This is a genomic window from Hyphomicrobium sp. ghe19 (assembly GCF_902712875.1).
Lineage (GTDB): Bacteria > Pseudomonadota > Alphaproteobacteria > Rhizobiales > Hyphomicrobiaceae > Hyphomicrobium_B.
In genome coordinates, this window is sequence record NZ_LR743509.1 from 1,453,116 (window position 1) to 1,476,551 (window position 23,436).

Here is a 23,436-nt window from a genome sequence, read left to right on the forward strand (position 1 = left end):
AAATGAGTGCAAAGGGCAATAGCCTCGGACGCTGGTATGTAATCGGGGCGCCATATTTGTGGCTGCTCGTCTTCTTCCTCATTCCGTTCTTCATTGTCTTCAAGCTTTCGCTTTCGGACGTCGCGACGGCCATTCCGCCCTACACGCCGACGTTCAGTTGGTCAGAGGGCATCCGGAAGTTCATCTCGCAGCTCGACTTCGAGAATTACACCTTCATTTTCGGCGATCCGCTTTACGTCAACGCCTACCTGTCGAGCTTGAAGATTGCGGCGATATCGACTGTTCTGACGCTGCTCGTCGCTTATCCGATGGCGTATGGCATGGCGCGGGCGCCGCGGGCTTGGCAGCCAACGCTGATGATGCTCGTCATCCTCCCGTTCTGGACGTCGTTCCTCATCCGCATTTATGCCTGGATCGCGATCCTGAAGCCGGAAGGGTTCCTCACAATGTTCCTGATGAAGCTCGGCATCATCAGCGAGCCGCTGCAGATCATGAACACGACGACGGCGGTCTATATCGGCATCGTCTATTCGTATCTGCCGTTCATGATATTGCCGCTCTATGCGAGCCTCGAAAAAATCAATCCGGCATTGCTCGAAGCGGCTCAGGATCTCGGCTCGCGTCCGTGGCGGGCCTTCTGGCAAATCACTTTTCCGCTATCGTTGCCCGGCGTCTTCGCGGGCTGCCTTCTCGTTTTCATTCCAGCCGTCGGCGAGTTCGTGATCCCGGATCTGTTGGGCGGGTCCGATACCTTGATGATCGGCAAGACGCTGTGGAACGAATTCTTCAACAACCGTGACTGGCCCCTTGCGTCCGCAGTGGCGGTCATTCTGTTGCTAGTGTTGACAATCCCGATTGTACTCTTCCAGCGCCAGCAGCAGATCGAGCGGGAGAGCGGGCGATGAATAAAAACTTCTCCTGGTTCAATCTGACGTCAATCACGTTCGGCTTCGCGTTCCTTTACATTCCGATCCTTCTCCTGGTGATATTCAGCTTCAATGAGTCGAAGCTCGTCACGGTATGGGCGGGCTGGTCAACGAAGTGGTACAGCGCGCTTCTCGAAAATCAGGCTTTGAAGGATGCCGCCTGGGTGACGATCCGCGTGGGGCTCGTGTCTGCGACGGTTTCGACGGTTCTTGGCACGCTCGCTGCGATCACGCTGGTGCGGATGGGGCGTTTCCCGGGCCGCACGCTTTTCTCGGGCATGATCTTCGCCCCTCTCGTCATGCCGGAAGTCATCATCGGTCTGTCGCTGCTTCTGTTGTTCGTCGCCATGGGATTCGACCGTGGCTTTTGGACCATTACGATGGCGCATATCACCTTCACGATGTGCTATGCGGCAGTCGTCGTGCAGGCGCGCCTTCAGGACTTCGACAAATCCGTGGAAGAGGCGGCGATGGATTTAGGTGCAACGCCGATCAACACCTTCTTCCAGGTGACGTTGCCGATCATCGCGCCCTCCGTGATCTCGGCATGGTTGCTGTCATTCACGCTATCACTCGATGATCTCGTGATCTCAAGCTTCGCGACGGGTCCCGGGGCGACGACGCTGCCGATGAAGATCTATAGTCAGGTTCGGCTCGGCGTGACGCCGGAGATTAACGCCATATCGACAATCCTCATCGGCATTGTCACAATCGGGCTGCTCTTGGCCTCCTACGTTACGAAGCGCCAGACGGACCGTGCGGAACGAGAACGGCGCAAGGCCTTCGGAGCTGCGGGCTGAGGATGTCACACGGGATTTGTGTTTCGTCGCCCGGCGCGCTAAGCAGCGGCCTATCGTGACCGATCCAGATTACATACGCTCGTACTACGCCGCGACGGCAAACGACCAGACGCGCTATCCGGCGCTCGAAGGTACGATCAAGGCGGATGTGTGCGTTATCGGCGGCGGCTTCTCGGGCGTCGCCACGGCGCTGACGATGGCCGAGCGTGGCCGGTCCGTGGTGCTGCTCGAAGCCAAGCGCATCGGCTGGGGGGCATCGGGGCGCAACGGCGGCCAGATGATCGGGGGCATCAGCGGCGAAGCGACGATCAAGCAACAGCTCGGCGCAGCGGGCGCGAAGCTCGTTCGCGAAATTCGTTACCGCGGTCACGAGATCATCGAGGGCCGGATCGCGAAGTACGGCATCGCCTGCGATCTGAAGTACGGCTGGATGGAAGTCGCCGCGCGTCCCCGGCATATGTCTCACATGCGGGACTACGTCGAGGAACGCATCAAAGATGGTGACGGCGGTGGGCTCGAGATCGTCGAAGCCGACGCGATGCCGAGCGTGCTCGGGACAACGTCATATTACGGTGGCTACATCGACCGGCGCAGCGGCCACCTGCATCCGCTCAATCTCTGCCGGGGTGAAGCCAATGCCGCGGCGGCGCTCGGTGCGCGGATCTTCGAAAATTCCGCTGTCATCAGCCTCGGGGGCGGCGCGAAGCCCTGGGTTCAGACCGAGCGCGGCCGGGTCGAAGCTCAGACCGTCGTCATCGGCGGCGAGATTTTCAATCGTTTCGGGCAGCGGGGACTCAAAGGGCTGATGCTGCCAGCCGGCAGCTACATCATTGCCACCGAGCCTTTGACCGGAGCAGAGATGGCGACGGTCGATCCGCAGAATCTCGCGGTGGCCGACAGCAACGTCGTTCTCGATTATTACCGGATGTCGGCCGATCGGCGCATGCTGTTCGGCGGTCGCTGCAACTATACCAATCGCGATCCACCGGATATCGCAGCCGTCATGCGTCCGCGTATGGTCGAGGTTTTTCCGCAGTTGAAAGACGTGCGGGTCGAGTACGCATGGGGCGGAACGATTGCCATCGTCGTCAACCGCGTGCCGGCCATCGGGCGGCTCGAGCCGAACCTCTATTATCTCCAGGGGTATTCGGGGCATGGCGTGAACGCGACGCACATCGCGGCCGAAATCGTTTCAGACGCGATTTGCGGGCAGACGGAGCAGTTCGATCTGTTCGATCGGATCAAGCACATCCGGCTGCCGCTCAGCGAGGTCGCGGGCAATTACATGCTGGCGCTGGGGATGCTGTACTACCGCATTCGCGATCTGGTTTAGGCCGCGCGGCTCACCAGCGCAGAATGCGCGATCCGATCAGCGCGCCGAGACCGGTCATCAAAACGATGCCGATCGTGTACCAAGCCGCGAGAAACAGCGGGCTGTCGTCAGGGCAGTGGCTGGCATAGAGCGTTGCCGCGATACCTGCCGAAAGCAATCCGCCCACGGCGCCTGCAATCGCCGGGTTGGCCGGCGCGCCGCAGCGAAGCGCGTAAAGAACCGCAGCTAGCGGCGCCAGCGACAGAAGCGGAATGACGATGAGGCACGCTACCGAATTGTGGCCGATCATCCGCGCGTGCCATTCGTCAGACGGCACCGAGAGAAGCTCGAGCCCAATGCCGATCAAAAGGAGCGCCGGGGCGAGGGCCAGCAGCCACAGTTTCTTTCCGGGCTGGAAATCCGGCCGCGACAGTCCGCGAACGAGAACGTAGGCGGGAATTGCCAAGCTCAGCGTCAGCACGAATTTGAAGACGAAGCGAAGCGAGGACACCATCGATTCCGAGAAATTGTCCCGGATGCCGAGCACCGAGAGAAAGAGCAGGGCCGAGATCAGAGCGCCGACGCCGACAGCCAAGGCGACCGTCTGCGCAATCGGCGGCTCGACGCTTTTGGCATCGGCGGCAATGGCATTGATGAGGTCGTCGGTCTTCATAATTTCTTCTCTTGATAGGTATCCGCCAGCGCCTTCAGGCTTCGGTGCAAGGCAACGCGAACGGCCACTTCACTCATCCCAAGGCGCTCGGCGACGTCCCGCGCCGATTGCCCGTCGATGCTGATCGACTGAACGATATCGCGGTTCTTGTCGGAGAGGCGGCCGAGGACGCGCTCCACATCATGGGCATCGATGGAGGCTTGCTGGTCTTCGCCCTCGAAGTCGAACTCGCTCAGATCGACCGGAACTTCGGGTCGCCGTCCACGCCGGCGCAGATCGTCGATCATCTTGTTGCGCGCGATGGCCATCACCCAAGGGCCGAGCGGCAACGTCTGGTCCCATGTGTGTCTTTTCAAATGGATTGCCAGCAGTACGTCCTGCACCACGTCCTCCACCTCGCTCGCCGGCACGCCGACGCCTGCGAAGCCCCGGCGGACGACGCCTCTCAACACCTGCGAAAGCTCGGAGAGCAAGTGGCGATAGGCTGCCTGATCGCCCGCGATTGCGGCGCGCATCAAAGCCGTCCACTCAGCGTCTCGAGCCTTTCGGTCCAAATTTACGCCTTCTCAGTTGTCTTCGGCGGCCGGTGGAGGAATGTTACATCGCGCGAGAAATAATATTAACGGGGTGTGCGGATTGGTGCGCCAGTCCGCTCGTCCTGCCGCATATGGCAGAGCCGCGACATGCTGCGCAAGATGGGCATAAAGGCGCTGGTTAGGCGGCGGGGAGCCAAATCCAAAGGATGACGACGTAAGTGAGGCCGTGCAGCAGCTGGTCGATGCCGAGAGCCCACCAGAAATATTTGTCTTTCGGCGTCCATCCTTCGCGGCGGACGATCTGCTCTTTCGTCCAGTCAATATGATAGTGAACGATGAATTCTCCCGCGAGAAGCACCGCCGCGAGGCCTCGACCGCCGCCTGGGAAAAGCAAAAAGACCGGCGCCGTCAATAGGATATGGATGAGCGCGTGCCATAGCCCGCCGGGCGCACCGTAAGATCCCTTTTGGCGGAAGATCTGGTCCGTCTGGAGGATGAAGTCGGCGATCGCGTGCTTGACGAGCAGATATGTGATCGCGGCGAGCGCCGCGTGAACGGGTGACATGAGCTTCCATCGCCTGCGTGGCGGACGACCGGAGCGCCCGGACGTTCCGGAGGCTCCTGTCAGGTCGTCAACCTGCTTCCCCGGGCCGGTTATAGCGCAATGTAGCCCCGCGGGATGTCACCTAGGGAACAAGAGGTCTGCACAACCTTGGCCGTGCAGACCTCAGAGCTTCGTCGACGGTGGCGTGTGCGCCGCCTCAGTTGACGCGATGAACTTCGACCAGATTGTCCGAGAACGTTGGTGCCCGGCCGAGGCCGCTCCACGCGTCCGACGAGATGGAGTTGACGGACCCGTCAGACCGGTTGAGGGACCGCCAATAGCCGAGCGTCGCAACGACGATGCCGGGCGTGACGTCGTCCGTCACACGCGCGACGCCTTCGAAGTCGCCGCGCTCGTTCTGCACGCGCACAGGGTCGCCTTCCCGGATGTTGCGCTTGGCGGCATCGACCGGCGAAATCATCACGAACTGCTCGCCTTGGAGTTTGATCTTGTGCGGCTCGTTGGCGTAGCACGAGTTCAGGAAGGCGTGGCTCTTCGGTGAGATGATGTTCAGCGGATAGCGCTTTGCCAGCTCCGGGTTGGTCTCAGGCGATTCACGAACCGGCACGTAGCCGGGCAGCGGATCAATCGGCGTGCCGTCTTGTTCGCCTTCGTACATGGCACGGAACGGCCCGGCGACGAAGTTCTTCGCGTCGTGCAGCAGCAGTTCGACTTTGCCGGATGGAGTCGGGAACTTGCCCTCGCTGTGCGGCGTGCGCGTATCCGCGGAGCCGACATCGATTTTGTAATACCCGTGCTTCTTGAAGTACTCCATGTCGACGCCGCCCATCTTGGGGTCGGTCCAGTTGATGTATTCAGCGCACAGCTCGCTGTCGGTCATTTTGAAGACCGGGTCGTCGAAGCCCATCTCCTTGGCGAGCAACCGCCACATGTCGCTCGTCGGCTTGCATTCGCCGGGCGGGTCGATGGCCTTTTCATTGTACGTGAAATAGAAGTGGCCCCAGGACCACATCATGTCTTCGGCTTCGCCGGCCATGGCGGACGGCAGGATGATGTCGGCATATTTCGCCGTGTCGGTGATGAAGTGCTCGGCAACGACCGTGAACAGGTCTTCGCGCAATAGGCCTTCGACGATCTTGTTGGTCTCGGGTGATTGACTGACGGGGTTGGTGCAGAAGACGAACATGCTCTTGATCGGCGGATCGAGCTTCATCTCTCCGTTCAGCGCCTGGCCGAGCCGGAGATTGTTGACGACGCGCGTGCCGGGCTTGATCCAGTCGGGCCGTGCGGCCTTCACCCAATCGACTGGGAAGTCCCACAGCGGCAATTGCAGCATGCCGCCGCCGACGTGACGCCACGAGCCGCAAACTGCCGGAATTGCGTAGACGGCACGCGCCGCTTGTGCGCCGCCGGCCGAGCGTTCGATAGCGACGCCGATGCGGATGGCGGACGGCTGCGAGGTCGCAAATTCGCGGGCGAACTTGGCGATGTCGGCAGCTTTGACGCCGGTGACGCTCTCGACGTAGTCGAGGGGAAATTCGGCTGCGCGGGCTTTGAGCTCGGGGAAGCCGTGCGTGTGATTGTCGACGTAATCCTGGTCGATCAGTCCCTGCTCGACCATTGAATTGATGATGCCGAGAGCCAGTGCTCCGTCTGTCCCGGGCTTGGGGCAGATGTGCCAGTCGGCGGCTTTCGCCGTGCGGGATTTATAGGAGTCGACGACGACGACCTTGGCGCCACGCTTCTGCGCTTCGAGCACGAAGGGCCAATGATGCAGGTTGGTCGAGATCGAATTGCAAGCCCAGATCACGATGTACTTGCAGTGTACGAAGCTTTCTGGATCGACGCCGCCCGTCGGACCATGCGTCAGAAGCCACGCCGTCGACGAGCCCGACGTGCAATAGGTCTTCTCGTTGACGGTCGAGCCGAGACGATTGAAGAATGGATCGCCTGAGTTGATGCCCTGCACGAGGCCCATGTTGCCGAGATAGCTTTGCGGCATGATCGCCTGCGCGCCGTACTGCGCGATGATTTCGCGCCAGCGGGTGCCGATCTCGGAGATCGCTTCGTCCCAGGTGATGCGCTCGAAAATGTTGCCGCCATTCGGTCCCGAACCCTTCGGGCCGACGCGGCGGAGCGGATACATCAGCCGGTCCGGGTTGACGTGGTGCTCTGCAAAGTCCTTGAGCTTTACGCACAGGCCGCCGCGCGTCATCGGATGTTCTTTGTTGCCGCGCACCTCGACCAGCCGGCCATCCTGGACTTCGTAGATCATCGCGCAGGTGTCCGGGCAATCGTGCGGGCAAGCGCCGAAAAACTTTTCGCGGGCCGGTTCGTCGTTCATTCACTTCCTCCCAGTGGATGCCAGCCGTTTTCCGGCCTGTTCTAGTGTGACAATCTGGCATCGAAACCGCGAGGCGTCCAATCGAAAGAACTGATTATGGGCCGGTCAGTTCATGGCCGGGCATGGTGCCCGCCGATCTAAGGCAATCAGGGCGCGTCGGGGGCGGCGCAGGCATCTTCGTAGCGGTGCGTCCTGCCTTCGCGGTCGGTGAAAACACTGACGCCGTCGTCCGCCGTTGTGGCGTGGCGTTCGATCGGGACCTTGCCGAAGGCACCCGGCAGGTCGAGCACGTACGTCGGCAACGCCAGCCCTGAAATCCGCCGACGCAATTCGGCCATCAGCGCGCGTCCTTCGGCGATGGTCGTTCGAAAGTGCGCGGTTCCGGGCGCGAGGTCGCCGTGATGGAGGTAGTACGGCTTTACCCGTAATTCGACGAGGCGGCGCATCAGAGCTTCGAGCGCGTCAACGTTATCGTTGACGCCTTTCAGCAGGACGGTCTGGCTGACGAGCGGAATTCCGGCGTCGACAAGCCGGGCAATGGCGTCGCTTGCGGGTCCTTCAAGCTCGCGGGCGTGGTTCGTATGAATTCCGACGAAGACGGTTTTGGTCGTCGTTTTCAGTGCGGCGATGAGATCGTCCGTCACGCGGGCGGGATCCGCGACGGGGACGCGCGTGTGCCAGCGCAAGATTCTGACGTGAGGGATCACCGACAATGCTGCGGTGACGTCCTCGATGCGGCGCGGCGAGAGGATAAACGGATCGCCTCCCGTCAGAATGACTTCCCAGATTTTGGGATTTGCGGCGATGTAGTCGAGCGCCGAGGCGAGGTCGGTTGACGAGAGCGCTTCGCCATTGCTCGGTCCGACCATTTCGCGGCGGAAGCAGAAGCGGCAGTAGACCGGACAGACGCTCGCAATCTTCAGCAGCACGCGATCCGCATACCGGTGCACGATGCCATGCGCCGGGCTTTTGAGGTGGTCTCCGATCGGATCGGCTTCTTCGCGCGGATGCGTTTCGAGTTCTTTGGCGCTGGGGATGAACTGGCGAGCGATCGGGTCGTCGCTGTCGCTGGGGTCGATCAGGTTGGCGATGACCGGCGTCAGGGCGATGGCATAACGAGCGGAGACTGCCGTCAGCGCATCGCGGTCGCTTGGCGAGACGAGTTCTGCCGCGATCAGATCGTCAATCGACGTGAGCTTCTTTTCGATAAGCGTCATTTCGGCGGCCAAACATCCGTGTCGTGATCCGGGTGCTGATAGGAAACGAGGGTCTTCAGAAATGGCGCCGCGTTCGTGTCGGCAAGCGTATCGTGCTGCGGAAGGCCCGGAATGGTATCCGCAAACGGCAGCTTGGCTTCGACGCCCCACTGCACTTTCGGCACGATACTAGCCGGATCGTCGAAGGTTCCGATGGCCACAGCGACGCCGTCGGGTGCTTCATAGGTGAGTGGCGTACCGCAGTTGGCGCAGAAGCCGCGCAACACCGCATTCGACGACTGGAATTTTGCCGGCGTTCCGCGCGTCCAAACGAGTTTGGCGTCACGTACGCTAACCAGAGGAGCATAAAAGGCGCCGAATGCCTTCTGGCACATCCGGCAGTGGCACACGGAGGCGTCGCCGAGGTCGCCCTCGACACGGAAGCGGATCGCTCCGCACTGGCATCCGCCGGTTTTCTCGTCGCTCGTGGGCATCGGTCACTAGCTCCTTTCGGCGTCGGCCATAGGCGTCCAGATCACTTGATCGACGCGCTCGGCGCCGGTCGCCAACATAGCCAGCCGGTCGAAGCCGAGGGCGCAGCCGGAAGCCGGTGGCATCTCGGCGAGCGCTGCGAGGAAATCCTCATCCAGCGGATAGTGCTCGCCATATATGCGCTGCTTGTCGGCCATCCAGGTTTCAAAGCGGCGGCGCTGTTCGGCGGCGTCCGTCAATTCGCCGAAGCCGTTCGCCAGCTCGACGCCGCAGACGTAGAGTTCGAAGCGCTCGGCCACCGCTGGATCTTCTGCGTTCGGCCGGGCCAGCGCGGCTTCCGCTATCGGATACTCGCACAGGATCTCCGGCCGGTAGAGTCCAAGTCCAGGCTCGATCTTTTCAACCAGTACGCGGCTGAAAATATCCGACCACGTGTCGTCCTCGCCGACTCGAATGCCTTGGGCTTTCGCGAGGCCCGCAAGCTTGGCGCGATCGACCGACGTTGCACTCGTCGTCTCGTGCAGCGGAATTTCGGCAAACTGAGCAAATGCCTGATAAAGCGTCGTCCTGTCGTAGCGCTTGGTCATATCGCACGGCTTGCCGCGAAACGACCACTCTGTGCGCTTCGTCGTCTCCGCCGCGATATCGAGGATCGCCTGGCAATCCGCCCACAAAGTTTCGTACGGCTCGTTCGCCCGGTACCATTCCAGCATCGTGAATTCGGGCGAATGCAGGCTGCCCCGCTCGCGGTTGCGAAAGACCGGGGAGAAAGCGAAAATCTTCGTCTCGCCAGCTGCCAAGAGTTTCTTCATCGCGAACTCGGGCGAGGTATGGAGATAGAGGTCCCGGCGCGAGAGATCGGTTCCGATAAGCTCGGTCCTGAAGGCGTGCAGATGTGTCTCGTTGCCGGGTGAAACCTGCAACAGGCCCGGTTCGACTTCGAGGAACCCCTGCGAAAGAAACCAATTTCTTATCGCGGACTTGATCCGGCCCCGGCCAATGAGAAAAGGCCTGCGGTCGGCATGGCGATCAGGTCTCCACCAGGAGGAAAGTTGCGACATGCTGACAAATTGAGGGTTAAGCACAGGGTTGCCGCACTTGGCGGCAACTGACTAAGCGGGTATGAGACGCGACAGAATCCCTGAAGGCTTCCGCCGGCCGGCCGCCCATGTGGCGGCCGTAGCGCATGAATTTTGAGATCGGAGACGTTACGTGGTGAAGGTTATTGCAAGCTCGGTCCGTAAAGGCAACGTGCTCGATCTCGATGGCAGGCTTGCCGTCGTGATGCACGCCGAAAACATCCATCCGGGCAAGGGCACCCCCGTAACCCATCTCGAACTGCGCCGCATCGCTGACGGCGTGAAGCTTGTTGAGCGCTATCGCACGACCGACCAGGTCGAGCGCGCCTATCTCGATGAAAAGGACTACAATTTCCTCTACGAAGACGACATGGGCTACAACTTCATGCAGCCCGAGACCTTCGACCAGATCGCCATCAACAAGGACGTGGTGGGCGACCAAGGCCAGTGGCTGCAGGAAGGCATGACGTGCCTCGTATCGCTGCATGAAGGCAACCCGATTTCCATCGAGCTGCCGCAGCGCGTGACGTTTGAAATCGTCGAGGCCGACCCCGTCGTCAAGGGCCAGACAGCCTCATCCTCCTATAAGCCTGCGAAGCTTTCGAACGGCGCCCGCGTGATGGTGCCGCCGCACATCGGCGCTGGTACGCGTGTCGTCGTCATGACGGCTGACGGTTCGTACGTCGAACGGGCGAAAGACTAATTCGACGGGTTCGGCCTATCGATATCAGGCCGCGTGAGACGTCAGTTGCTCCGCGCGTTGCGGGGCGACTTCTTCACATACGACTTTGAATTCACCCAGATAGTGCTGACCGAAAGATGTGATCATGGCGACGTCCGCGGCGTCGCGTCCGCGCGCGATGACGACGCGACCGATGCGCGGCGCGTTGTGGCGCGCATCGAACGTCACCCAGCGATGATCGATGTAGGCTTCGAACCAGGCGCTGAAGTCCATCGGCGCGGGATCGGGAGGCACGCCGATGTCGCCGAGGAAGCCGTTGACGTAGGCCGCCGGAATGTTCAGGCAGCGGCAGAAGGCGATGGCGAGATGCGCGAAGTCGCGGCAGACACCCATTCCTTCCTTGTACGCTTCGGCCGCCGTGCGTGTTGAGCGGGCGGCCTGGTAATCGAACTTGATGTGGTTGTGAACGAATTCGCAGATGGCTTTGACGCGCGCGTATCCAGGGGGAATGTTGCCGAAGAGTTGCCACGCGATCGGCGTCAGTTCGTCGGTTTCGCAATAACGACTGCCGCTCAAGTAGTGCATCGCGTAGTTCGGAAGGTCGGGTACCGGAATTTCGCGGGCATTGAACGGCGTCTCTTCGAGAACGCCGGGATCGCGAACAACGGCACGATAGCTGAGTTTCAAATGCCCCGCGGGCGCGACGAGCCGCTGCGTCCGGTTTCCATAGAGATCGAGTCCACGCTCGATGGGGATGTCAGGGATGTTCAGCGCGTTTTCGTAGATGATGTCGCGGCGGCGGCTTGGATGGACGTCGAGAAGCAATAAAAGCGGCGTCGGCGCATTAAGTTGCAGACCGATATCGTAACCAACGTGAATAAGCATATACGGTGCCTCGGCCCAACAGATGAGCCCGAAAAACGCGACGCTCGGCTCGAATGTTCCCGGAAGAGATGAAATCGCGCGGATTCGCGGGAATGCGGGTGTCCGATTGGGACGCGTGCCTATTAAAGCATCAGATATCGAGCTTCAGCACTTTCACCGCGGCGCCAACGGGCTGAGTGGGCGCGTTCGCTGGAATTACGACGAGACAATCCGCACGCTGCAAGGATTTGATCAGTCCGCTGTCCTGACTTTTGAACGCCACAACACGCGGGGGGATCTCGCTCGTATCCAATAGTCCGCGCATGTAGTGCTCGCGAGGGCCGTTGGCGGGCAGGGGTTCGGCGAGCACGGCTGTTACCGCTTGGAACGGGGTTTCCCGTCCGAGCAGCCGGCCGATGAGCGGCACGAGAAATACCCGTGCGCAGATCATAGCGGAAACAGGGTTTCCCGGAAGGCCGAGGCAGAATTGGGTCTTGCCGTTCGGGATGCGAGATCCGAAGAACAGCGGCTTCCCCGGGCGCATCGCAATTTTATAGAAATCAAGCTTCGCACCTGCCTTTTCGAGCGCCGGCCGGACGAGATCGTGATCGCCGACGGATGCGCCGCCGCTCGTCACCAGGATGTCGGCGCCATCGGAGGCCGCGATGCGGTCGTCGAGGGACGCGAAGGTATCGCGCGCAATTCCGAGGAAGCGGGCTTCTGCGCCGGCGGCTTCGACGACGGCCGCGAGGCCGTAGGCATTGGAAGCAGAAATCTGGCCTGGTCCGAGGGGGCTTCCCGGCGGCACAAGCTCATCGCCTGTCGATACGATGGCGACGACCGGTTTGCGCACGACCGGAAGCTCGGCGTGACCCGACGATGCGCCGATCAGCACGTCGCGCGCGGTCAGGCATCTTCCTGTTTCAAGAAGGATGTCGCCGGTCCTGAAGTCCTCGCCATTGGGTCTGATGTTGGCGCCGCGGGCCGCGGTCTCGCGCACGGTAATTGCCGTTCCCGATGCGTCGACGTTTTCTTGAATGACGACGGCATCGGCGCCTTCCGGTATGCGGCCGCCTGTGAAGATGCGTACGGCTTCGCCTTTGCCAATCGCGCGGGTGAACGGCCGGCCCGCGCCAGCCTCTCCGATTACCGTGAGGTAGGCGGGAACGTTTGCTACGTCGTCTGCGCGGACGGCGTAGCCATCCATCGCGGAGGCATCGAACGGCGGATTGTCGAGTTTTGAAATGACCGGCGCCGCGAGCGTGCGGCCTCGCGCCTGGAGCAGGTGAACGTTCTCACTCTCCAGTGTCGTCGCGACACCCAGAATGCGCTTCAGCGCCTCGGCGACGGGCAGCAGTGACATGGTGTCAGGCGCCTCCGGAACGCGAATCTTTTTTCATCGCGAACGCTCTAGCCGGCACGGTAGACACCCGATTTGCCGCCGTCCTTCGCGATCAGGCGGACGCCGTTGATCGTCATCGATTTGTCGGCGGCTTTGAGCATGTCGTAAAGCGTCAGGCAGGCGACCGACACGGCCGTCAATGCCTCCATCTCGACGCCCGTTTGGCTCGAAACCTTTACCTCCGCCAACACGCGGACGCCGGGCGGATCCTGGGAGAGCTCGAAGTCGACGGTTGCTTTGGTGAGCTGGAGAGGGTGGCAAAGGGGGATAAGCTCGTGGGTGCGCTTGGCTGCCATGATGCCAGCTAGGCGCGCGGTGCCGATCACGTCGCCTTTGTGCGCCTCGCCCTTTTCAATGAGTTCCAACGTGGCGAGCCGCATCGCGATAAAGCCCTCGGCCACAGCGCGGCGCGCCGTGACGGACTTTTCCGAGACATCGACCATCCGGGCTTCGCCCTTTTCGTTGATGTGGGAGAGCTTGCTCATGACACTGCCGCCGGTTGGAGCAGGGCCTTCGTCGCGGCGGTCACATCGGCTTGCCGCATCAGGCTTTCGCCGACGAGGAACGTGCCGACGCCGACTTTGGAGAGGCGAGCGATGTCGGCGCTGGTGAAGATCCCGCTTTCGCCGACGACGATTCTGCCGGCGGGAATCTGCGGGGCGAGCTGTTCCGCGGTCTCGAGTTTTACATCAAAGGTCTTGAGGTTGCGATTGTTGATGCCGATGAGGCGGCAATCGAGTTTTAGCGCGCGTTCCAGTTCCTCCGCGTCGTGGACTTCGGCGATGGCATCCATGCCCCAGTCCAGTGCAGCGGCCGCGAGGTCGTGAGCCGTCGCATCGTCGACCTCGGCGAGGATGATCAAGATGCAGTCGGCGCCCCAGGCGCGTGCCTCGGCGACCTGGTAGGTGTCGATCATGAAATCCTTGCGCAACACGGGAAGCGATGTCGCCTCGCGCGCCGCCGTCAAGAACTCGGGTGCGCCTTGAAAGGATGGCCGGTCGGTCAGCACTGAAAGGCAGGCGGCGCCGCCGGCTTCATAGGCTTTGGCGAGGGCGGGCGGGTCGAAGTCGGCGCGGATCAGGCCTTTCGACGGCGATGCCTTTTTGATTTCGGCGATCAGCGCGGGTTGCTTTTGCTGAAGCTTCGCTTCGATGGCGCCGGCGAACGAGCGGACCTTCGGCGCCGAGCGCGCGTACTCGGCAATGACGCGCAGCGGTTTCAGCGTCTTGGCGCGAGCGATCTCTTCGCGCTTGTAGGCGGTGATTTTGTCGAGGATGTCGGCCATCTCTTAAACTCGTTCGTTGGTGACGGCGACCAGGCGGTCGAGCGCGCGGGCGGCGCGGCCGCTATCGATAGACAATTCGGCTTTCGCGATGCCATCCGGCAGCCCGTCGGCCTTGCCGGCGACGATGAGGGCCGCTGCCGTGTTCAGAACGACGATGTCGCGATAGGGGCCCGTTTCGCCCTGGAGAAGCGCGTGAATGGCGGCCGCGTTGGTGGCTGCGTCACCGCCCTTCAGCGCTTCGATGCTTGCGCGTTCGAGACCCGCATCTTCGGGCGTCAGATCGAAGGCGAAGATATCGCCGTCCTTCAATTCGGCGACGTGGGTCGCGCCCGTCGTCGTCAGTTCGTCCATGCCGTCGGCGCCGTGGACGACCCAGGCATGAGTTGAGCCGAGCTGGCGCAGAACTTCCGCGATCGGTTCGACGAGCTTACGATCGTAGACGCCGAGGACCTGACGCGTCACGCGAGCGGGATTGCAGAGAGGTCCGAGCAGATTGAAGATCGTCCGGAGGCCGAGGTCGGCGCGGATCGGCGCCCACATCTTGAATGTTGGATGATAGAGCGGGGCCCACAGGAAGCCCACTCCCGCGTCGGCAATCGCCTGTGAGACGATGACGGGCGGCACGTCGAGCTTGACGCCGAGTGCGGAGAGAACGTCGGACGCACCGGAAAGCGAGGTTACGGCGCGGTTGCCGTGCTTGGCGACGATCGCGCCGGCTCCGGCTGCGACGAACGTTGCAGCAGTCGAAATATTGTAAGTGCCGCTGCTATCGCCGCCGGTACCGACGATGTCGATGGCGCCGGGCGGGGCATCGACCGTCGTCATCCGGCCACGCACGAACTTGGCGGCGCCCGTGATTTCTTCCGTCGTTTCGCCGCGAACGCGAACGCCCATCAGGAATGCACCCATCGCGACGGGCGGGGCAATGCCGGACATCAGAAGATCGAGCGCCTGCTGCATGCCGTCGTCGCCGAGGGTTTCCCCTTCGGCGATGCGGTTCATCAGATGCTTCAGTTCGCGGGCGGGGTTGGCGACTGTTGTGGTGGTTGTCACAGTTTAGGCCGCCTTACGGCTTTTCGGCGTGAAGCCTGCGAGCGAAAGGAAATTGGCAAGGAGCGCGTGCCCCTGCTCGGAGGCGATGCTTTCAGGATGGAACTGAACGCCATGGACGGGGTGCGTCTTGTGCTGCAGCCCCATGATGATTCCATCGTCGGTTTCGGCCGTGACCTCCAGGCAGTCGGGAAGCGTCGCGCGGTCGACGATGAGCGAATGATAGCGCGTGATCTCGAAGCGTTTCGGCAGACCCTTGAAGATGCCTTTGCCGGTGTTGGAGATCGTCGACAGCTTGCCGTGCATCGGCGATGGGGCGCGAATGACGTCGCCGCCGTAGGCTTGTCCGATCGCCTGATGGCCGAGGCAGACGCCCAGCAGCGGGATTGTCGGGCCGGCTTTCTTGATGAGGTCGAGGCAGACGCCGGCTTCGTTCGGCGTGCACGGCCCCGGTGACAAGACGATCGCTTGCGGCTTCTTCGCGAGCACTTCGTCGGCTGAAACCTTGTCGTTGCGAATGACGACGCTTTCGGCGCCCAGCTCACCCAGATAATGGACGAGATTGTAGGTGAAGCTATCGTAGTTATCGATCAGGATCAGCATATTGGCCCTTAGTCTGCCGGCGCGCATCATAGCGGACAACGCCCTTCTAGCAGACGCCGGACGCACCGCGACACGGAAAATATGGCCCCCAGGCGGCTTGTTTCAACGCGGGACGGCGTTCCGGCGTTTCAGCTGCGGTCCCGTGGCGTAATAAAAGCTTCGAGGTGGCCGGAGGCCGGCGTCAAATCGCGCCAAGTGACTTGCGGGAAGGTAAAGGTCGCCAGGGCAGCAGTCGGAAACTTATCTTCCAAACGCGATATCGACTTGGCGTCGCCCGTGCCCGCCAGCATCAGGGCGAGGCCGTGCATTCCCGGGTTGTGACCGATCATCAATACGCGCTGGATGCCGACGGGCACGGTCTTCAGGCGCGCTAATAGAGTGTCCGGGCCCGTTAGATACAACTGATCGTCGAATGTGACCTCGGCGTCTTTGACGTATGGGGTGATCAGCGACAGCGTCTCGCGGGTCCGCTTGGCGGGGGAGCAAAGGATCTGCTCGGGGGCGAAATGGAGTTCCTTCAGAACGCCCCCCATGACTGGCGCGGCGGCGCGCCCCCGGTCATTCAAGGCGCGGTCGAAATCGTCGATGTCCTTCGCGTCCCAGCTTGATTTCGCGTGGCGGAGGAGGGCGAGAGAAAGCATTGCGGCCTTGGGCTGGCGTTGCGGGACGAAGGGACCTTACAGCAGGTCATGGATGCCGTTAAGCGATAGGCCATAGATTCGCGCTGGCGCGATGACAAGGTCCATCCGCAATGGATTATCTACTGGCGCCGTTTTTTTGGATTCTTGCCATTCTCATCAGCATCGTCTGGTGGGTTTTCACGCAAGTTCTATGGATCGTGTTGTGGCTGCTGCTGCCGTTCGCGGTCGTGGCGTTCATTGCGCTGCGTGCCGCCGAGCGCGTTCTTGGCCAGGAGACGGTCCGGGCGTGGGTGAAGGCGCGAAGTCAGAAATACGGGGCCGCGGCATCGAAACGTATGCAGCGCGTGGCGTTCGCGCTCGGTGTCTTGCCGATCCGCGTGCTCTTCTGGTTACCGATCTACGCGGTCTGGCACAGTGTCATCAGCCTTCTGTGGCGGCCGAAATGGTCGCCATGGCGGCGGGCATGGGCAAAGCGCTGGCGTGCCGAAACGACGAAGGTTCGCTGAGCGGCGCGAGCGCCGTTCTACGATCGAGCGAGGTTGGATGAGCGCGAGGCGAAGCGAACGGCTTCTTCGGCGGCACGCACCACGGCTTTCGCCTTATTGATGCATTCCTGCTGTTCGTTTTCGGGAATGCTGTCGTGCACGATGCCGGCGCCCGCCTGCACATGGATCATGCCGTCCTTCAGGATCGCCGTGCGCAGGACGATGCAGGTGTCCATCTCGCCATTCGCCGAGAAGTAGCCGACGCAGCCCGCATAGGGGCCGCGTTTCGCCTTTTCGAATTCGGCGATGATCTCCATGGCGCGCACTTTCGGCGCGCCCGACACCGTTCCAGCGGGGAAGCCCGCCATCAGGGCGTCGATCGCGTCGTGATTTTTTTCATCGAGCTTGCCGATCACATTCGAAACGATGTGCATGACGTGGCTGTAGCGTTCGATGACGAATTTATCGGTGACGGTAACGCTGCCGGGTTCTGAGACACGTCCGACGTCGTTGCGGCCGAGGTCGAGCAGCATCAGATGCTCGGAGCGCTCCTTGGGATCGGCGAGGAGCTTCGCTGCCAACGCCTTGTCTTCCGCGTCGGTCCCGCCGCGCGGCGCGGTACCGGCGATGGGCCGGATGGTGACGACGCCGTCGCGGGCGCGGACGAGAATTTCGGGCGACGAGCCGACGAGCTGGAAGCTGCCGAAATCGAGATGGAATAGAAACGGCGACGGATTGAGCCGCCGCAACGCGCGATAGAGCGCGAATGAGGGGAGCGCAAACGGTGCGGAGAAACGCTGCGAAAGTACGACCTGAAAGATGTCGCCGGCTTTGATGTATTCCTTCGCCTTCGTGACCATCGCCATATAGTCGGCGGGCGTGGTGTTCGATTGCGGCTCGGGAAGCGCGTGGTTTTGCTGAGGCGCCGAAGAGGCGAGCGGTAGCGGCGTCTCGAGAGCATGAATCGTCTTCTCAATGCGCGCGAGCGCTTCGCCGTAGGCGTCGGCGGCGGAGACGTTCTCGCGGGGCCGGACCGGCGTCACGAGCGTCATCTCATCCTTGACGTTGTCGAAGATGAGCATCAGCGTCGGCCGGATCAGGATGGCATCCGGAACGCCGAGAGCGTCCGGCTTCATCTCGGGTAGCTTTTCGATCAGCCGAACCGTGTCGTAGCCCATGTAGCCGAAGATGCCGGCCGCCATCGGCGGCAGGGCCTCAGGCAGAGAGATCGCGCTATCGGCCAGAAGCTTGCGCAGCGATTCCAGCGCCGGGCTGTCGTCGGCCGTAAACGCTTCCGGAGCGACGTCCGGAGTTCGATTGATTTCCGCCGTGTTGCCGTTCGCTCTCCAGATCAGGTCCGGTGCGAAGCCGATGACGGAGTAGCGTCCGCGTGCGGACCCGCCTTCGACCGATTCCAACAGGAAGCTCATGGCGCGACGCTCGCCGAGCTTCAAGTAGGCGGACACCGGCGTTTCGAGATCTGCGATGAGGCGCGTCCAGACGACCTGGGCCGTGCCGTCATCGTAGGTTTTTGCGAACTGATCGATCGCGGGGAAGATGTCCGCTCGAGTCGTGTCAGAATTGGCCGATGCCGGCGATGCCGTTGAGGCGGTCACGTTGCTCTCACTCTTCGCTGAGGCCGAGAGCGGCATTCATTTCGGCCGCATTCACCGTCGTGCCGAGGCGCTTTTTGAGCGCTTCAGTGTATTCGGTGAGCGTCTGGTTTGCGAGTTCGGCATTGAGCTGACGCATCAACTGATCCGTTTCGGTGAGGGACGGTTCGGGCGCCGCGATGACATCGGCAACACGGAAGACGATTGCTGTCGTCTGATCGGGCGACGCTCCATGGCCTGCTTTACCCTTAGGCAGTGCGAACGCCTGCGCGACGACGGCTTCCGAAAGGCTCTGCGGTATGGTCTTGCGCGTCAGCGGGTCGGTTTTCTCGACCTTGTTTTTCGCCTCGGCTTCGAGTGCCGTCATCGGCTCGCCGGCGTTGATGCGATCTACGAGTTTCTTTGCCAGCTCTTCGAGCAGGCGGTGACGCTCGGACGCGATATAGTTGTCCTTTACTTGATCCTTGACCGTGTCGAACGGCTTCTGCTTCGGGGCATCGTTCGAGAGAACGTTGATCCAGGCATAACCGCCGTCCGAGAGCTCGATCGCCGTGTCGTCCGAGCTGTTGTCGGGAGCGAATACGCGCGTGACGATCTTGCGAAGGTCGGGCGTTTCCATCACGGGCTTGCCCTCCGGCGAGAGACCGGTTGCATCCGTTGCCGGGATTTCCTTGAAGGTGAGCTTCGATGCCTCCGCGATCTCCGTCAATGTTTTGCCGGCGATGCGGTTGTCTTCGATTTCGTCGTGCTTGTTCTGCAGCTCTGACTTGGCTTTTTCTGTCGCGAGCTTATCGCGCACCTGATCCTTGACGTCGGCCAATGTGCGGGTGATGCCCGGATCGATTTGCGTGACGCGCAGGATGACTGTCGCGAAGCGGCCTTCGACGACGTCGGAATATTTGTCCTTTTCGAGCGAGAAGGCGACATCCGCGATCTTCGGGTCGATCAGTGATTTCTTCGTCACCAAGCCGAGGTCGACGTCGGTATCCTTGGCGCCGGCTTCCTTCGCGACGTCGCCGAAAGACTTCTTGCCGTCGCGGAGTTCTTTGAGGGCCGCTTCCGCCGTCGCCTTGTCCTTGAAGGCGATCTGCTGAATGCGCCGCTCCTCGGGCTTGTTGTAGGTCTCTTTGGTCGCTTCGTAGGACTTCTGAATATCTTCGTCGGTGATCGTGACGTGGTTCTTCAAGTCATCGACGCTGAGCGTGAGCACCTGCACCTTGCGGTACTCGGGCGTCATGTATTTCGACTTGTCCTTTTCGTAGAGTTCCTTGAGCTTTTCATCCGTCGCTTCAGCGACGGTGACAGCTTCCGGATCGATCTTGACCCACTCGATGACGCGCTTCTCGTCATTGTAGGCATGCATGAGATCGAAGAGCGGTTTCGGCACGGTCTGGCCGGTTACGAACGATCTGATGATCGCGGCTCTCAGCTCATCCTTGCGGCGAAGGTCCAGGAAGCCGCGTTCGGTCATCCCGATCTGGCGAAGCAGGGCGTCGAAATTCTGTTTCGAGAATTTGCCGTCGATCTGGAAGTCGGGATCGGACTGGATGCCTTCGACGAGAGTCTGGTCGGAGAGGGCGAGACCAAGCTGCTGGCCATGCGCTTCGACTGCGGCGCCGCTGATGAGCTGGGCTAGAACTCTTTTGTCGAGACCGAACGCGCGGCCCTGCTCAGCGGTGATTCGCTGGCGAGCCTGCTGAGAAACCCGGTCGAGCTCGTTCTGATAGGCGCGGCGAAACTCTTCATCCGAAATGGCGGTGCTGCCCACATGGGCCACGGCTCCACGTCCCCAGCCACGGAACACATCATGGACGCCCCAGATGCCAAAGCTCAGCACGAGCAATCCGAACAGCAGCTTGGCGACCCGCGTCTGGGCGCCGCGTCTTAGAGCTTCGAGCATAGGTAAAGACGTCCCGTTGATGGAAGCGTGACGCTGCCGCGGGAGGGCGTAAGGTCAACGAGCTTCAGATGACGAACCGCCCCGCGATGAACGGGGCGATGGCGTGATATGAAGCGCAGGCCGTTTCGGATTGCAAGGGCGACCGGGATGAGGTTACGGAGTGTTCACGACGGCGGGCGCCCGAAAAGCGTGTTCGCGTCCGCAAAAAGAGGGACGGGATGGTGAATTATCGGCGCGAAATTCGGCCTCTTGTTGCTGGAAATTGGAAGATGAACGGCCTGAGAGCGAGCTTCGGCGAGGTTCAGGCCGTCGGTGACGCCCTACTCGGGCCGCTGGCGTCCGTCGCGGCCGATGTCATGATTGCCCCTCCTGCGACGCTTGTCGCCGGATTTGCGTCGGGTCTCGGAGCACGTCCCCTTTTGCTCGCTGGGCAGGATTGTCATGCCAAGGCGAGCGGCGCTCATACCGGCGACATTTCGGCCGAGATGCTGAAGGACGCGGGTGCGTCGGCCGTGATCGTCGGCCATTCGGAGCGGCGCGCGGATCATGGTGAAACGAGCGACCAGGTGAGGGCGAAGGCGGAAGCTGCGCACCGGGCCGGGCTCGTTGCGATCGTATGTATCGGCGAAACTCAGGAAGAGCGGGCCGCCGGTGCGACGCTCGATGTGGTGTCGCGGCAACTCAAGGGGTCGATGCCCGAGGCGTCGACGGCGGACAATACGGTCGTCGCCTATGAGCCGGTCTGGGCGATCGGCACGGGGCTTACGCCGACGCCCGACGATGTTAAAATCGTACATGCTGCCATTCGCCGTGATCTCGTGGATCTCATCGGACCGGAAGGCGCGCACATGCGGATCCTCTACGGCGGTTCGGTTAAGCCCGACAACGCGGCGACGCTAATGTCTGTTGAAAACGTCAATGGAGCGCTCGTCGGCGGCGCGAGCCTCAAGGCACGCGATTTTCTCGCCATAGTTCGCGCATACGAGACTCCGTGATGCCACTACCTTTTCGCCACGCTGTCGCTCTGGCACTCGCGCCGCTTTTTTGCGCGCCGATCGCTGCTTCATACAGTGCATGGGCGACGCAGCCTAAAGTCGATCCCGAGACATGCACCGCGCTCAGGCTGGAGCAGATCAAGTTCCGCGCGTCGGGTATTCTCGACGACATGAGCAAAGGCCCGCAATGGGCGAAGGCCAATCTGTCGGCGGACCGGCTGCGCGAGATCGAGCATTTCATTCAACTCGACGAGCAGGTGAAATTCGGCTGCCGCGACGCCAAGCTTTCGGCCGAGGCGGAACGGGCGAGCGAGGCGGCTGCGCGTATCGAACTCAATTCCGACGCCGATCCGACCGCGCCTGTTGCGAACGACCCTCCGAAACCCGGGTCGGAGAAGGCTGCCCCGCAGAAGTCTGCTTCGCCAGCGAAAAAGGACGCGATACAAAAGGACGGGCCGAAAAAGGCGACGCACAAGAAAGCAAAGCCGCCTGAGCCAAAGGCCGAGAACGACGATTCTTTCAAGCCCGGGCCTTCCAAGACCGCTCCTGGGTCTGGGCCCGATAAGCCCGCGAAACCGAAGGTCTCTCAGGAAACGCCGGCTCCCGCGCCGCCTGTCATCGTCCATGACGCCTATCGCGGAGACCCCCGGCCGGCCGAGACGGCGTCGGACGCTCATTCGTCGTTCGTGCCGGAACCCTCGTTGCCCTCGTTCGGTTTCGGGGAGACGGTGGTTTTGCCGCACTCGGAACCTTGAATGCGCTCAAAACCCCTCCCGAAGTAAAGCGGGTTAACGTCCGCGGCCGAACCACCATCGCAAAAGGCCGGTCATCGGGGCTGGTTCATCGCGACAGGCTAGTGTATAGGCGCACGCTTGCTGGGCTTGCTGCCCGCTCAATCCGGATCAAATTCTATGGCCACCGTACTGCTCGTTATCCATTTGATGATCGCCACGGCGCTTGTCGCTGTTGTGCTTTTGCAGAAATCCGAGGGCGGAGCGCTCGGCATCGGCGGCGGTGGTGGTGGCGGCTTCCTGACCGGTCGCGGAACGGCCAACCTGCTGACCCGGACGACTGCGGGCCTTGCTGCGGCTTTCTTCGCAACGAGCATTTTGCTGACGATCCTCGCCAATCACAACGCCCCGCGCGGGTCGGTGTTCGACGGTGTGAAGGCTCCGGCCAGCGGAACGCAGGTTCCGGCAGCCGGCGGAGTAGCGCCGAAGGGAGAGCCCGGACGTGGCGGCATCCTGGACAAGCTCGACGCGCCCCGTGCGCCACTCGTCCCTCAGAATCAGTAGTCGATAGACAGGAATCATGTGCGCCACCGGGGTCTGAGGCCCCGGGCGGCTGGACCCCCAGCCTGTTCCCTGCAAAAATGGGAACAAATGGGGGACCGTCATGGCTGACTTCAGGTCGATCCGTCGTGGGGGCTTCCGCCGCCACGCATCGCGTTTGTCCGCGCTTGCCGTGGGGGCCGGAGCGCTTGTTCAGCTCGGCGGTTGCGGCGCGACCCTCGGTGATCTGACGACGGGGTCGGTCACCAATTATCAGGCCGCGAATTTGTTCGCGCCGGCCGGATACAGTATTTCGAACAATGCAGATGGCAGCATTCACGTGACGGCGGCGGGTTCTCCGGGAACGCCGTCCGACCGGCTCGAGAAGATCGCGTTGGCGGCCGCCGCAGACTACGGCGCCCAGCAGCATCAGAAGACCTTCACATCGACGCCCGCGCAGACGTCATTCAAGTGCGGAAAGACGAAGATGACCGAGAAGGGTCAACAGGTCGCCATCAAGCCGACCGATCTGCGCATCGTCGCGATCGACGTTACCTATGGTCGCGACGGGATCGCACCGGCGGCGCGCAACACGCGTGAGACGGCAGACGCGCTGAAGGCGCAACTTGCTACGGAAACAGTGGCTCCGGACGTGCAGGCTGCTGCAACGCAAGAGGTTTCACAGCAGTGCGGCAGACCCCTTTAAGGGGCCGACTTCCGGC

25 protein-coding genes are annotated in these 23,436 nt (G+C 61.8%); 9 read left to right on the forward strand and 16 right to left on the reverse strand.

Annotated elements, in window-relative coordinates:
• Window positions 1–2 precede the first annotated feature (2 nt).
• Genes AACL53_RS06780 through AACL53_RS06790 form a run of 3 tightly spaced genes read left to right on the forward strand, consistent with a single transcriptional unit; the run spans window position 3 to window position 3,059 of the window.
• On the forward strand, window positions 3–905 hold the full coding sequence (locus AACL53_RS06780; RefSeq protein ID WP_339083733.1) for an ABC transporter permease subunit: 903 nt from the start codon (window positions 3–5) through the stop codon (window positions 903–905).
• Window positions 902–1,726 carry an ABC transporter permease gene (locus AACL53_RS06785; protein ID WP_339083734.1) on the forward strand — a complete coding sequence of 275 codons (825 nt, stop codon included), beginning with the start codon at window positions 902–904 and terminating at the stop codon, window positions 1,724–1,726. The genes AACL53_RS06780 and AACL53_RS06785 overlap by 4 nt, the downstream gene beginning before the upstream one ends.
• Window positions 1,727–1,781: 55 nt before the next feature.
• Window positions 1,782–3,059 carry an FAD-binding oxidoreductase gene (locus AACL53_RS06790; protein WP_339083735.1) on the forward strand — a complete coding sequence of 426 codons (1,278 nt, stop codon included), beginning with the start codon at window positions 1,782–1,784 and terminating at the stop codon, window positions 3,057–3,059.
• A 10-nt stretch (window positions 3,060–3,069) separates the two neighbouring features.
• On the opposite strand, the gene AACL53_RS06795 is transcribed toward AACL53_RS06790, so the two are convergent.
• From AACL53_RS06795 to epmA, 7 genes are all read right to left on the reverse strand, one after another.
• Window positions 3,070–3,711, reverse strand: a complete 642-nt coding sequence (locus AACL53_RS06795; protein ID WP_339083736.1) for an NrsF family protein — start codon at window positions 3,709–3,711, stop codon at window positions 3,070–3,072.
• A complete protein-coding gene (locus AACL53_RS06800; protein ID WP_339083737.1) occupies window positions 3,708–4,265 on the reverse strand; it encodes a sigma-70 family RNA polymerase sigma factor in 558 nt (185 codons plus the stop codon). Before AACL53_RS06800 ends, AACL53_RS06795 begins: the two co-directional genes overlap by 4 nt.
• Window positions 4,266–4,425: 160 nt before the next feature.
• Window positions 4,426–4,812 carry a DUF3307 domain-containing protein gene (locus tag AACL53_RS06805; protein ID WP_339083738.1) on the reverse strand — a complete coding sequence of 129 codons (387 nt, stop codon included), beginning with the start codon at window positions 4,810–4,812 and terminating at the stop codon, window positions 4,426–4,428.
• Between the two features lie 196 nt (window positions 4,813–5,008).
• Entirely contained in the window at window positions 5,009–7,156 is a 2,148-nt protein-coding gene (locus AACL53_RS06810) for a molybdopterin-dependent oxidoreductase (RefSeq protein WP_339083739.1), read from the reverse strand.
• Between the two features lie 146 nt (window positions 7,157–7,302).
• A complete protein-coding gene (locus AACL53_RS06815; RefSeq protein ID WP_339083740.1) occupies window positions 7,303–8,373 on the reverse strand; it encodes a lysine-2,3-aminomutase-like protein in 1,071 nt (356 codons plus the stop codon).
• A complete protein-coding gene (locus AACL53_RS06820) occupies window positions 8,370–8,846 on the reverse strand; it encodes a GFA family protein (RefSeq protein ID WP_339083741.1) in 477 nt (158 codons plus the stop codon). The genes AACL53_RS06815 and AACL53_RS06820 overlap by 4 nt, the downstream gene beginning before the upstream one ends.
• Window positions 8,847–8,852: 6 nt before the next feature.
• Window positions 8,853–9,905 carry an EF-P lysine aminoacylase EpmA gene (gene epmA / locus AACL53_RS06825; RefSeq protein ID WP_339083742.1) on the reverse strand — a complete coding sequence of 351 codons (1,053 nt, stop codon included), beginning with the start codon at window positions 9,903–9,905 and terminating at the stop codon, window positions 8,853–8,855.
• Between the two features lie 151 nt (window positions 9,906–10,056).
• Here epmA and efp point away from each other — a divergent pair, with 151 nt between their 5' ends.
• The gene (efp, locus tag AACL53_RS06830) at window positions 10,057–10,626 is read left to right on the forward strand and encodes an elongation factor P (protein ID WP_339083743.1); all 570 of its coding nucleotides are present in this window, start codon (window positions 10,057–10,059) and stop codon (window positions 10,624–10,626) included.
• Between the two features lie 24 nt (window positions 10,627–10,650).
• Here efp and AACL53_RS06835 read toward each other — a convergent pair whose 3' ends face one another.
• The 7 genes from AACL53_RS06835 to AACL53_RS06865 all read right to left on the reverse strand — a co-directional run bounded on the left by AACL53_RS06835 (window position 10,651) and on the right by AACL53_RS06865 (window position 16,450).
• A complete protein-coding gene (locus tag AACL53_RS06835) occupies window positions 10,651–11,490 on the reverse strand; it encodes a transglutaminase family protein (protein WP_339083744.1) in 840 nt (279 codons plus the stop codon).
• A 130-nt stretch (window positions 11,491–11,620) separates the two neighbouring features.
• Complete coding sequence (glp, locus tag AACL53_RS06840; RefSeq protein WP_339083745.1) at window positions 11,621–12,832, reverse strand: gephyrin-like molybdotransferase Glp; 1,212 nt, start codon at window positions 12,830–12,832, stop codon at window positions 11,621–11,623.
• A gap of 47 nt (window positions 12,833–12,879) precedes the next feature.
• The gene (gene moaC / locus AACL53_RS06845; RefSeq protein WP_339083746.1) at window positions 12,880–13,356 is read right to left on the reverse strand and encodes a cyclic pyranopterin monophosphate synthase MoaC; all 477 of its coding nucleotides are present in this window, start codon (window positions 13,354–13,356) and stop codon (window positions 12,880–12,882) included.
• Complete coding sequence (gene trpC, locus AACL53_RS06850; protein ID WP_339083747.1) at window positions 13,353–14,156, reverse strand: indole-3-glycerol phosphate synthase TrpC; 804 nt, start codon at window positions 14,154–14,156, stop codon at window positions 13,353–13,355. Before trpC ends, moaC begins: the two co-directional genes overlap by 4 nt.
• A 3-nt stretch (window positions 14,157–14,159) precedes the next feature.
• Window positions 14,160–15,158 (reverse strand): anthranilate phosphoribosyltransferase, encoded by a 999-nt coding sequence (gene trpD, locus AACL53_RS06855; RefSeq protein WP_339086902.1) that lies wholly within the window; start codon window positions 15,156–15,158, stop codon window positions 14,160–14,162.
• Between the two features lie 54 nt (window positions 15,159–15,212).
• A complete protein-coding gene (locus AACL53_RS06860) occupies window positions 15,213–15,809 on the reverse strand; it encodes an aminodeoxychorismate/anthranilate synthase component II (protein ID WP_339083748.1) in 597 nt (198 codons plus the stop codon).
• A 128-nt stretch (window positions 15,810–15,937) separates the two neighbouring features.
• Complete coding sequence (locus AACL53_RS06865; RefSeq protein ID WP_339083749.1) at window positions 15,938–16,450, reverse strand: histidine phosphatase family protein; 513 nt, start codon at window positions 16,448–16,450, stop codon at window positions 15,938–15,940.
• 110 nt (window positions 16,451–16,560) lie between these two features.
• On the opposite strand from AACL53_RS06865, the gene AACL53_RS06870 reads away from it, so the two are divergent.
• Window positions 16,561–16,956 carry a hypothetical protein gene (locus AACL53_RS06870; RefSeq protein ID WP_339083750.1) on the forward strand — a complete coding sequence of 132 codons (396 nt, stop codon included), beginning with the start codon at window positions 16,561–16,563 and terminating at the stop codon, window positions 16,954–16,956.
• Between the two features lie 17 nt (window positions 16,957–16,973).
• Here the strand turns inward: AACL53_RS06870 and trpE are convergent, their stop codons facing one another.
• A complete protein-coding gene (trpE, locus tag AACL53_RS06875; RefSeq protein ID WP_339086904.1) occupies window positions 16,974–18,494 on the reverse strand; it encodes an anthranilate synthase component I in 1,521 nt (506 codons plus the stop codon).
• A 64-nt stretch (window positions 18,495–18,558) separates the two neighbouring features.
• Window positions 18,559–20,448: a SurA N-terminal domain-containing protein gene (locus AACL53_RS06880; protein ID WP_339083751.1), complete on the reverse strand. Its 1,890-nt coding sequence runs from the start codon at window positions 20,446–20,448 to the stop codon at window positions 18,559–18,561.
• A 218-nt stretch (window positions 20,449–20,666) separates the two neighbouring features.
• Here AACL53_RS06880 and tpiA point away from each other — a divergent pair, with 218 nt between their 5' ends.
• The 4 genes from tpiA (at window position 20,667) to AACL53_RS06900 (ending at window position 23,420) form a co-directional block, all read left to right on the forward strand.
• Window positions 20,667–21,443 (forward strand): triose-phosphate isomerase, encoded by a 777-nt coding sequence (tpiA, locus tag AACL53_RS06885; protein ID WP_339083752.1) that lies wholly within the window; start codon window positions 20,667–20,669, stop codon window positions 21,441–21,443.
• Window positions 21,443–22,198 carry a hypothetical protein gene (locus tag AACL53_RS06890; RefSeq protein ID WP_339083753.1) on the forward strand — a complete coding sequence of 252 codons (756 nt, stop codon included), beginning with the start codon at window positions 21,443–21,445 and terminating at the stop codon, window positions 22,196–22,198. Before tpiA ends, AACL53_RS06890 begins: the two co-directional genes overlap by 1 nt.
• Window positions 22,199–22,354: 156 nt before the next feature.
• Complete coding sequence (gene secG / locus AACL53_RS06895) at window positions 22,355–22,738, forward strand: preprotein translocase subunit SecG (RefSeq protein WP_339083754.1); 384 nt, start codon at window positions 22,355–22,357, stop codon at window positions 22,736–22,738.
• Window positions 22,739–22,838: 100 nt separating this feature from the next.
• Window positions 22,839–23,420 (forward strand): hypothetical protein, encoded by a 582-nt coding sequence (locus AACL53_RS06900; RefSeq protein ID WP_339083755.1) that lies wholly within the window; start codon window positions 22,839–22,841, stop codon window positions 23,418–23,420.
• The last annotated feature ends 16 nt before the right edge of the window (window positions 23,421–23,436 follow it).

Coding starts and splice junctions, on each gene's coding strand:
- AACL53_RS06785 (WP_339083734.1), top strand. CDS start 902: ATGAATAAAAACTTCTCCTGGTTCAATCTGACGTCAATCACGTTCGGC.
- AACL53_RS06795 (WP_339083736.1), bottom strand. CDS start 3,711: ATGAAGACCGACGACCTCATCAATGCCATTGCCGCCGATGCCAAAAGC.
- moaC (WP_339083746.1), bottom strand. CDS start 13,356: ATGAGCAAGCTCTCCCACATCAACGAAAAGGGCGAAGCCCGGATGGTC.
- AACL53_RS06900 (WP_339083755.1), top strand. CDS start 22,839: ATGGCTGACTTCAGGTCGATCCGTCGTGGGGGCTTCCGCCGCCACGCA.
- AACL53_RS06815 (WP_339083740.1), bottom strand. CDS start 8,373: ATGACGCTTATCGAAAAGAAGCTCACGTCGATTGACGATCTGATCGCG.
- AACL53_RS06860 (WP_339083748.1), bottom strand. CDS start 15,809: ATGCTGATCCTGATCGATAACTACGATAGCTTCACCTACAATCTCGTC.
- tpiA (WP_339083752.1), top strand. CDS start 20,667: ATGGTGAATTATCGGCGCGAAATTCGGCCTCTTGTTGCTGGAAATTGG.
- AACL53_RS06805 (WP_339083738.1), bottom strand. CDS start 4,812: ATGTCACCCGTTCACGCGGCGCTCGCCGCGATCACATATCTGCTCGTC.
- glp (WP_339083745.1), bottom strand. CDS start 12,832: ATGTCACTGCTGCCCGTCGCCGAGGCGCTGAAGCGCATTCTGGGTGTC.
- AACL53_RS06870 (WP_339083750.1), top strand. CDS start 16,561: ATGGATTATCTACTGGCGCCGTTTTTTTGGATTCTTGCCATTCTCATC.
- AACL53_RS06865 (WP_339083749.1), bottom strand. CDS start 16,450: ATGCTTTCTCTCGCCCTCCTCCGCCACGCGAAATCAAGCTGGGACGCG.
- AACL53_RS06810 (WP_339083739.1), bottom strand. CDS start 7,156: ATGAACGACGAACCGGCCCGCGAAAAGTTTTTCGGCGCTTGCCCGCAC.
- trpD (WP_339086902.1), bottom strand. CDS start 15,158: ATGAACCGCATCGCCGAAGGGGAAACCCTCGGCGACGACGGCATGCAG.
- epmA (WP_339083742.1), bottom strand. CDS start 9,905: ATGTCGCAACTTTCCTCCTGGTGGAGACCTGATCGCCATGCCGACCGC.
- AACL53_RS06890 (WP_339083753.1), top strand. CDS start 21,443: ATGCCACTACCTTTTCGCCACGCTGTCGCTCTGGCACTCGCGCCGCTT.
- AACL53_RS06780 (WP_339083733.1), top strand. CDS start 3: ATGAGTGCAAAGGGCAATAGCCTCGGACGCTGGTATGTAATCGGGGCG.
- AACL53_RS06880 (WP_339083751.1), bottom strand. CDS start 20,448: ATGCTCGAAGCTCTAAGACGCGGCGCCCAGACGCGGGTCGCCAAGCTG.
- AACL53_RS06820 (WP_339083741.1), bottom strand. CDS start 8,846: ATGCCCACGAGCGACGAGAAAACCGGCGGATGCCAGTGCGGAGCGATC.
- trpC (WP_339083747.1), bottom strand. CDS start 14,156: ATGGCCGACATCCTCGACAAAATCACCGCCTACAAGCGCGAAGAGATC.
- AACL53_RS06835 (WP_339083744.1), bottom strand. CDS start 11,490: ATGCTTATTCACGTTGGTTACGATATCGGTCTGCAACTTAATGCGCCG.
- secG (WP_339083754.1), top strand. CDS start 22,355: ATGGCCACCGTACTGCTCGTTATCCATTTGATGATCGCCACGGCGCTT.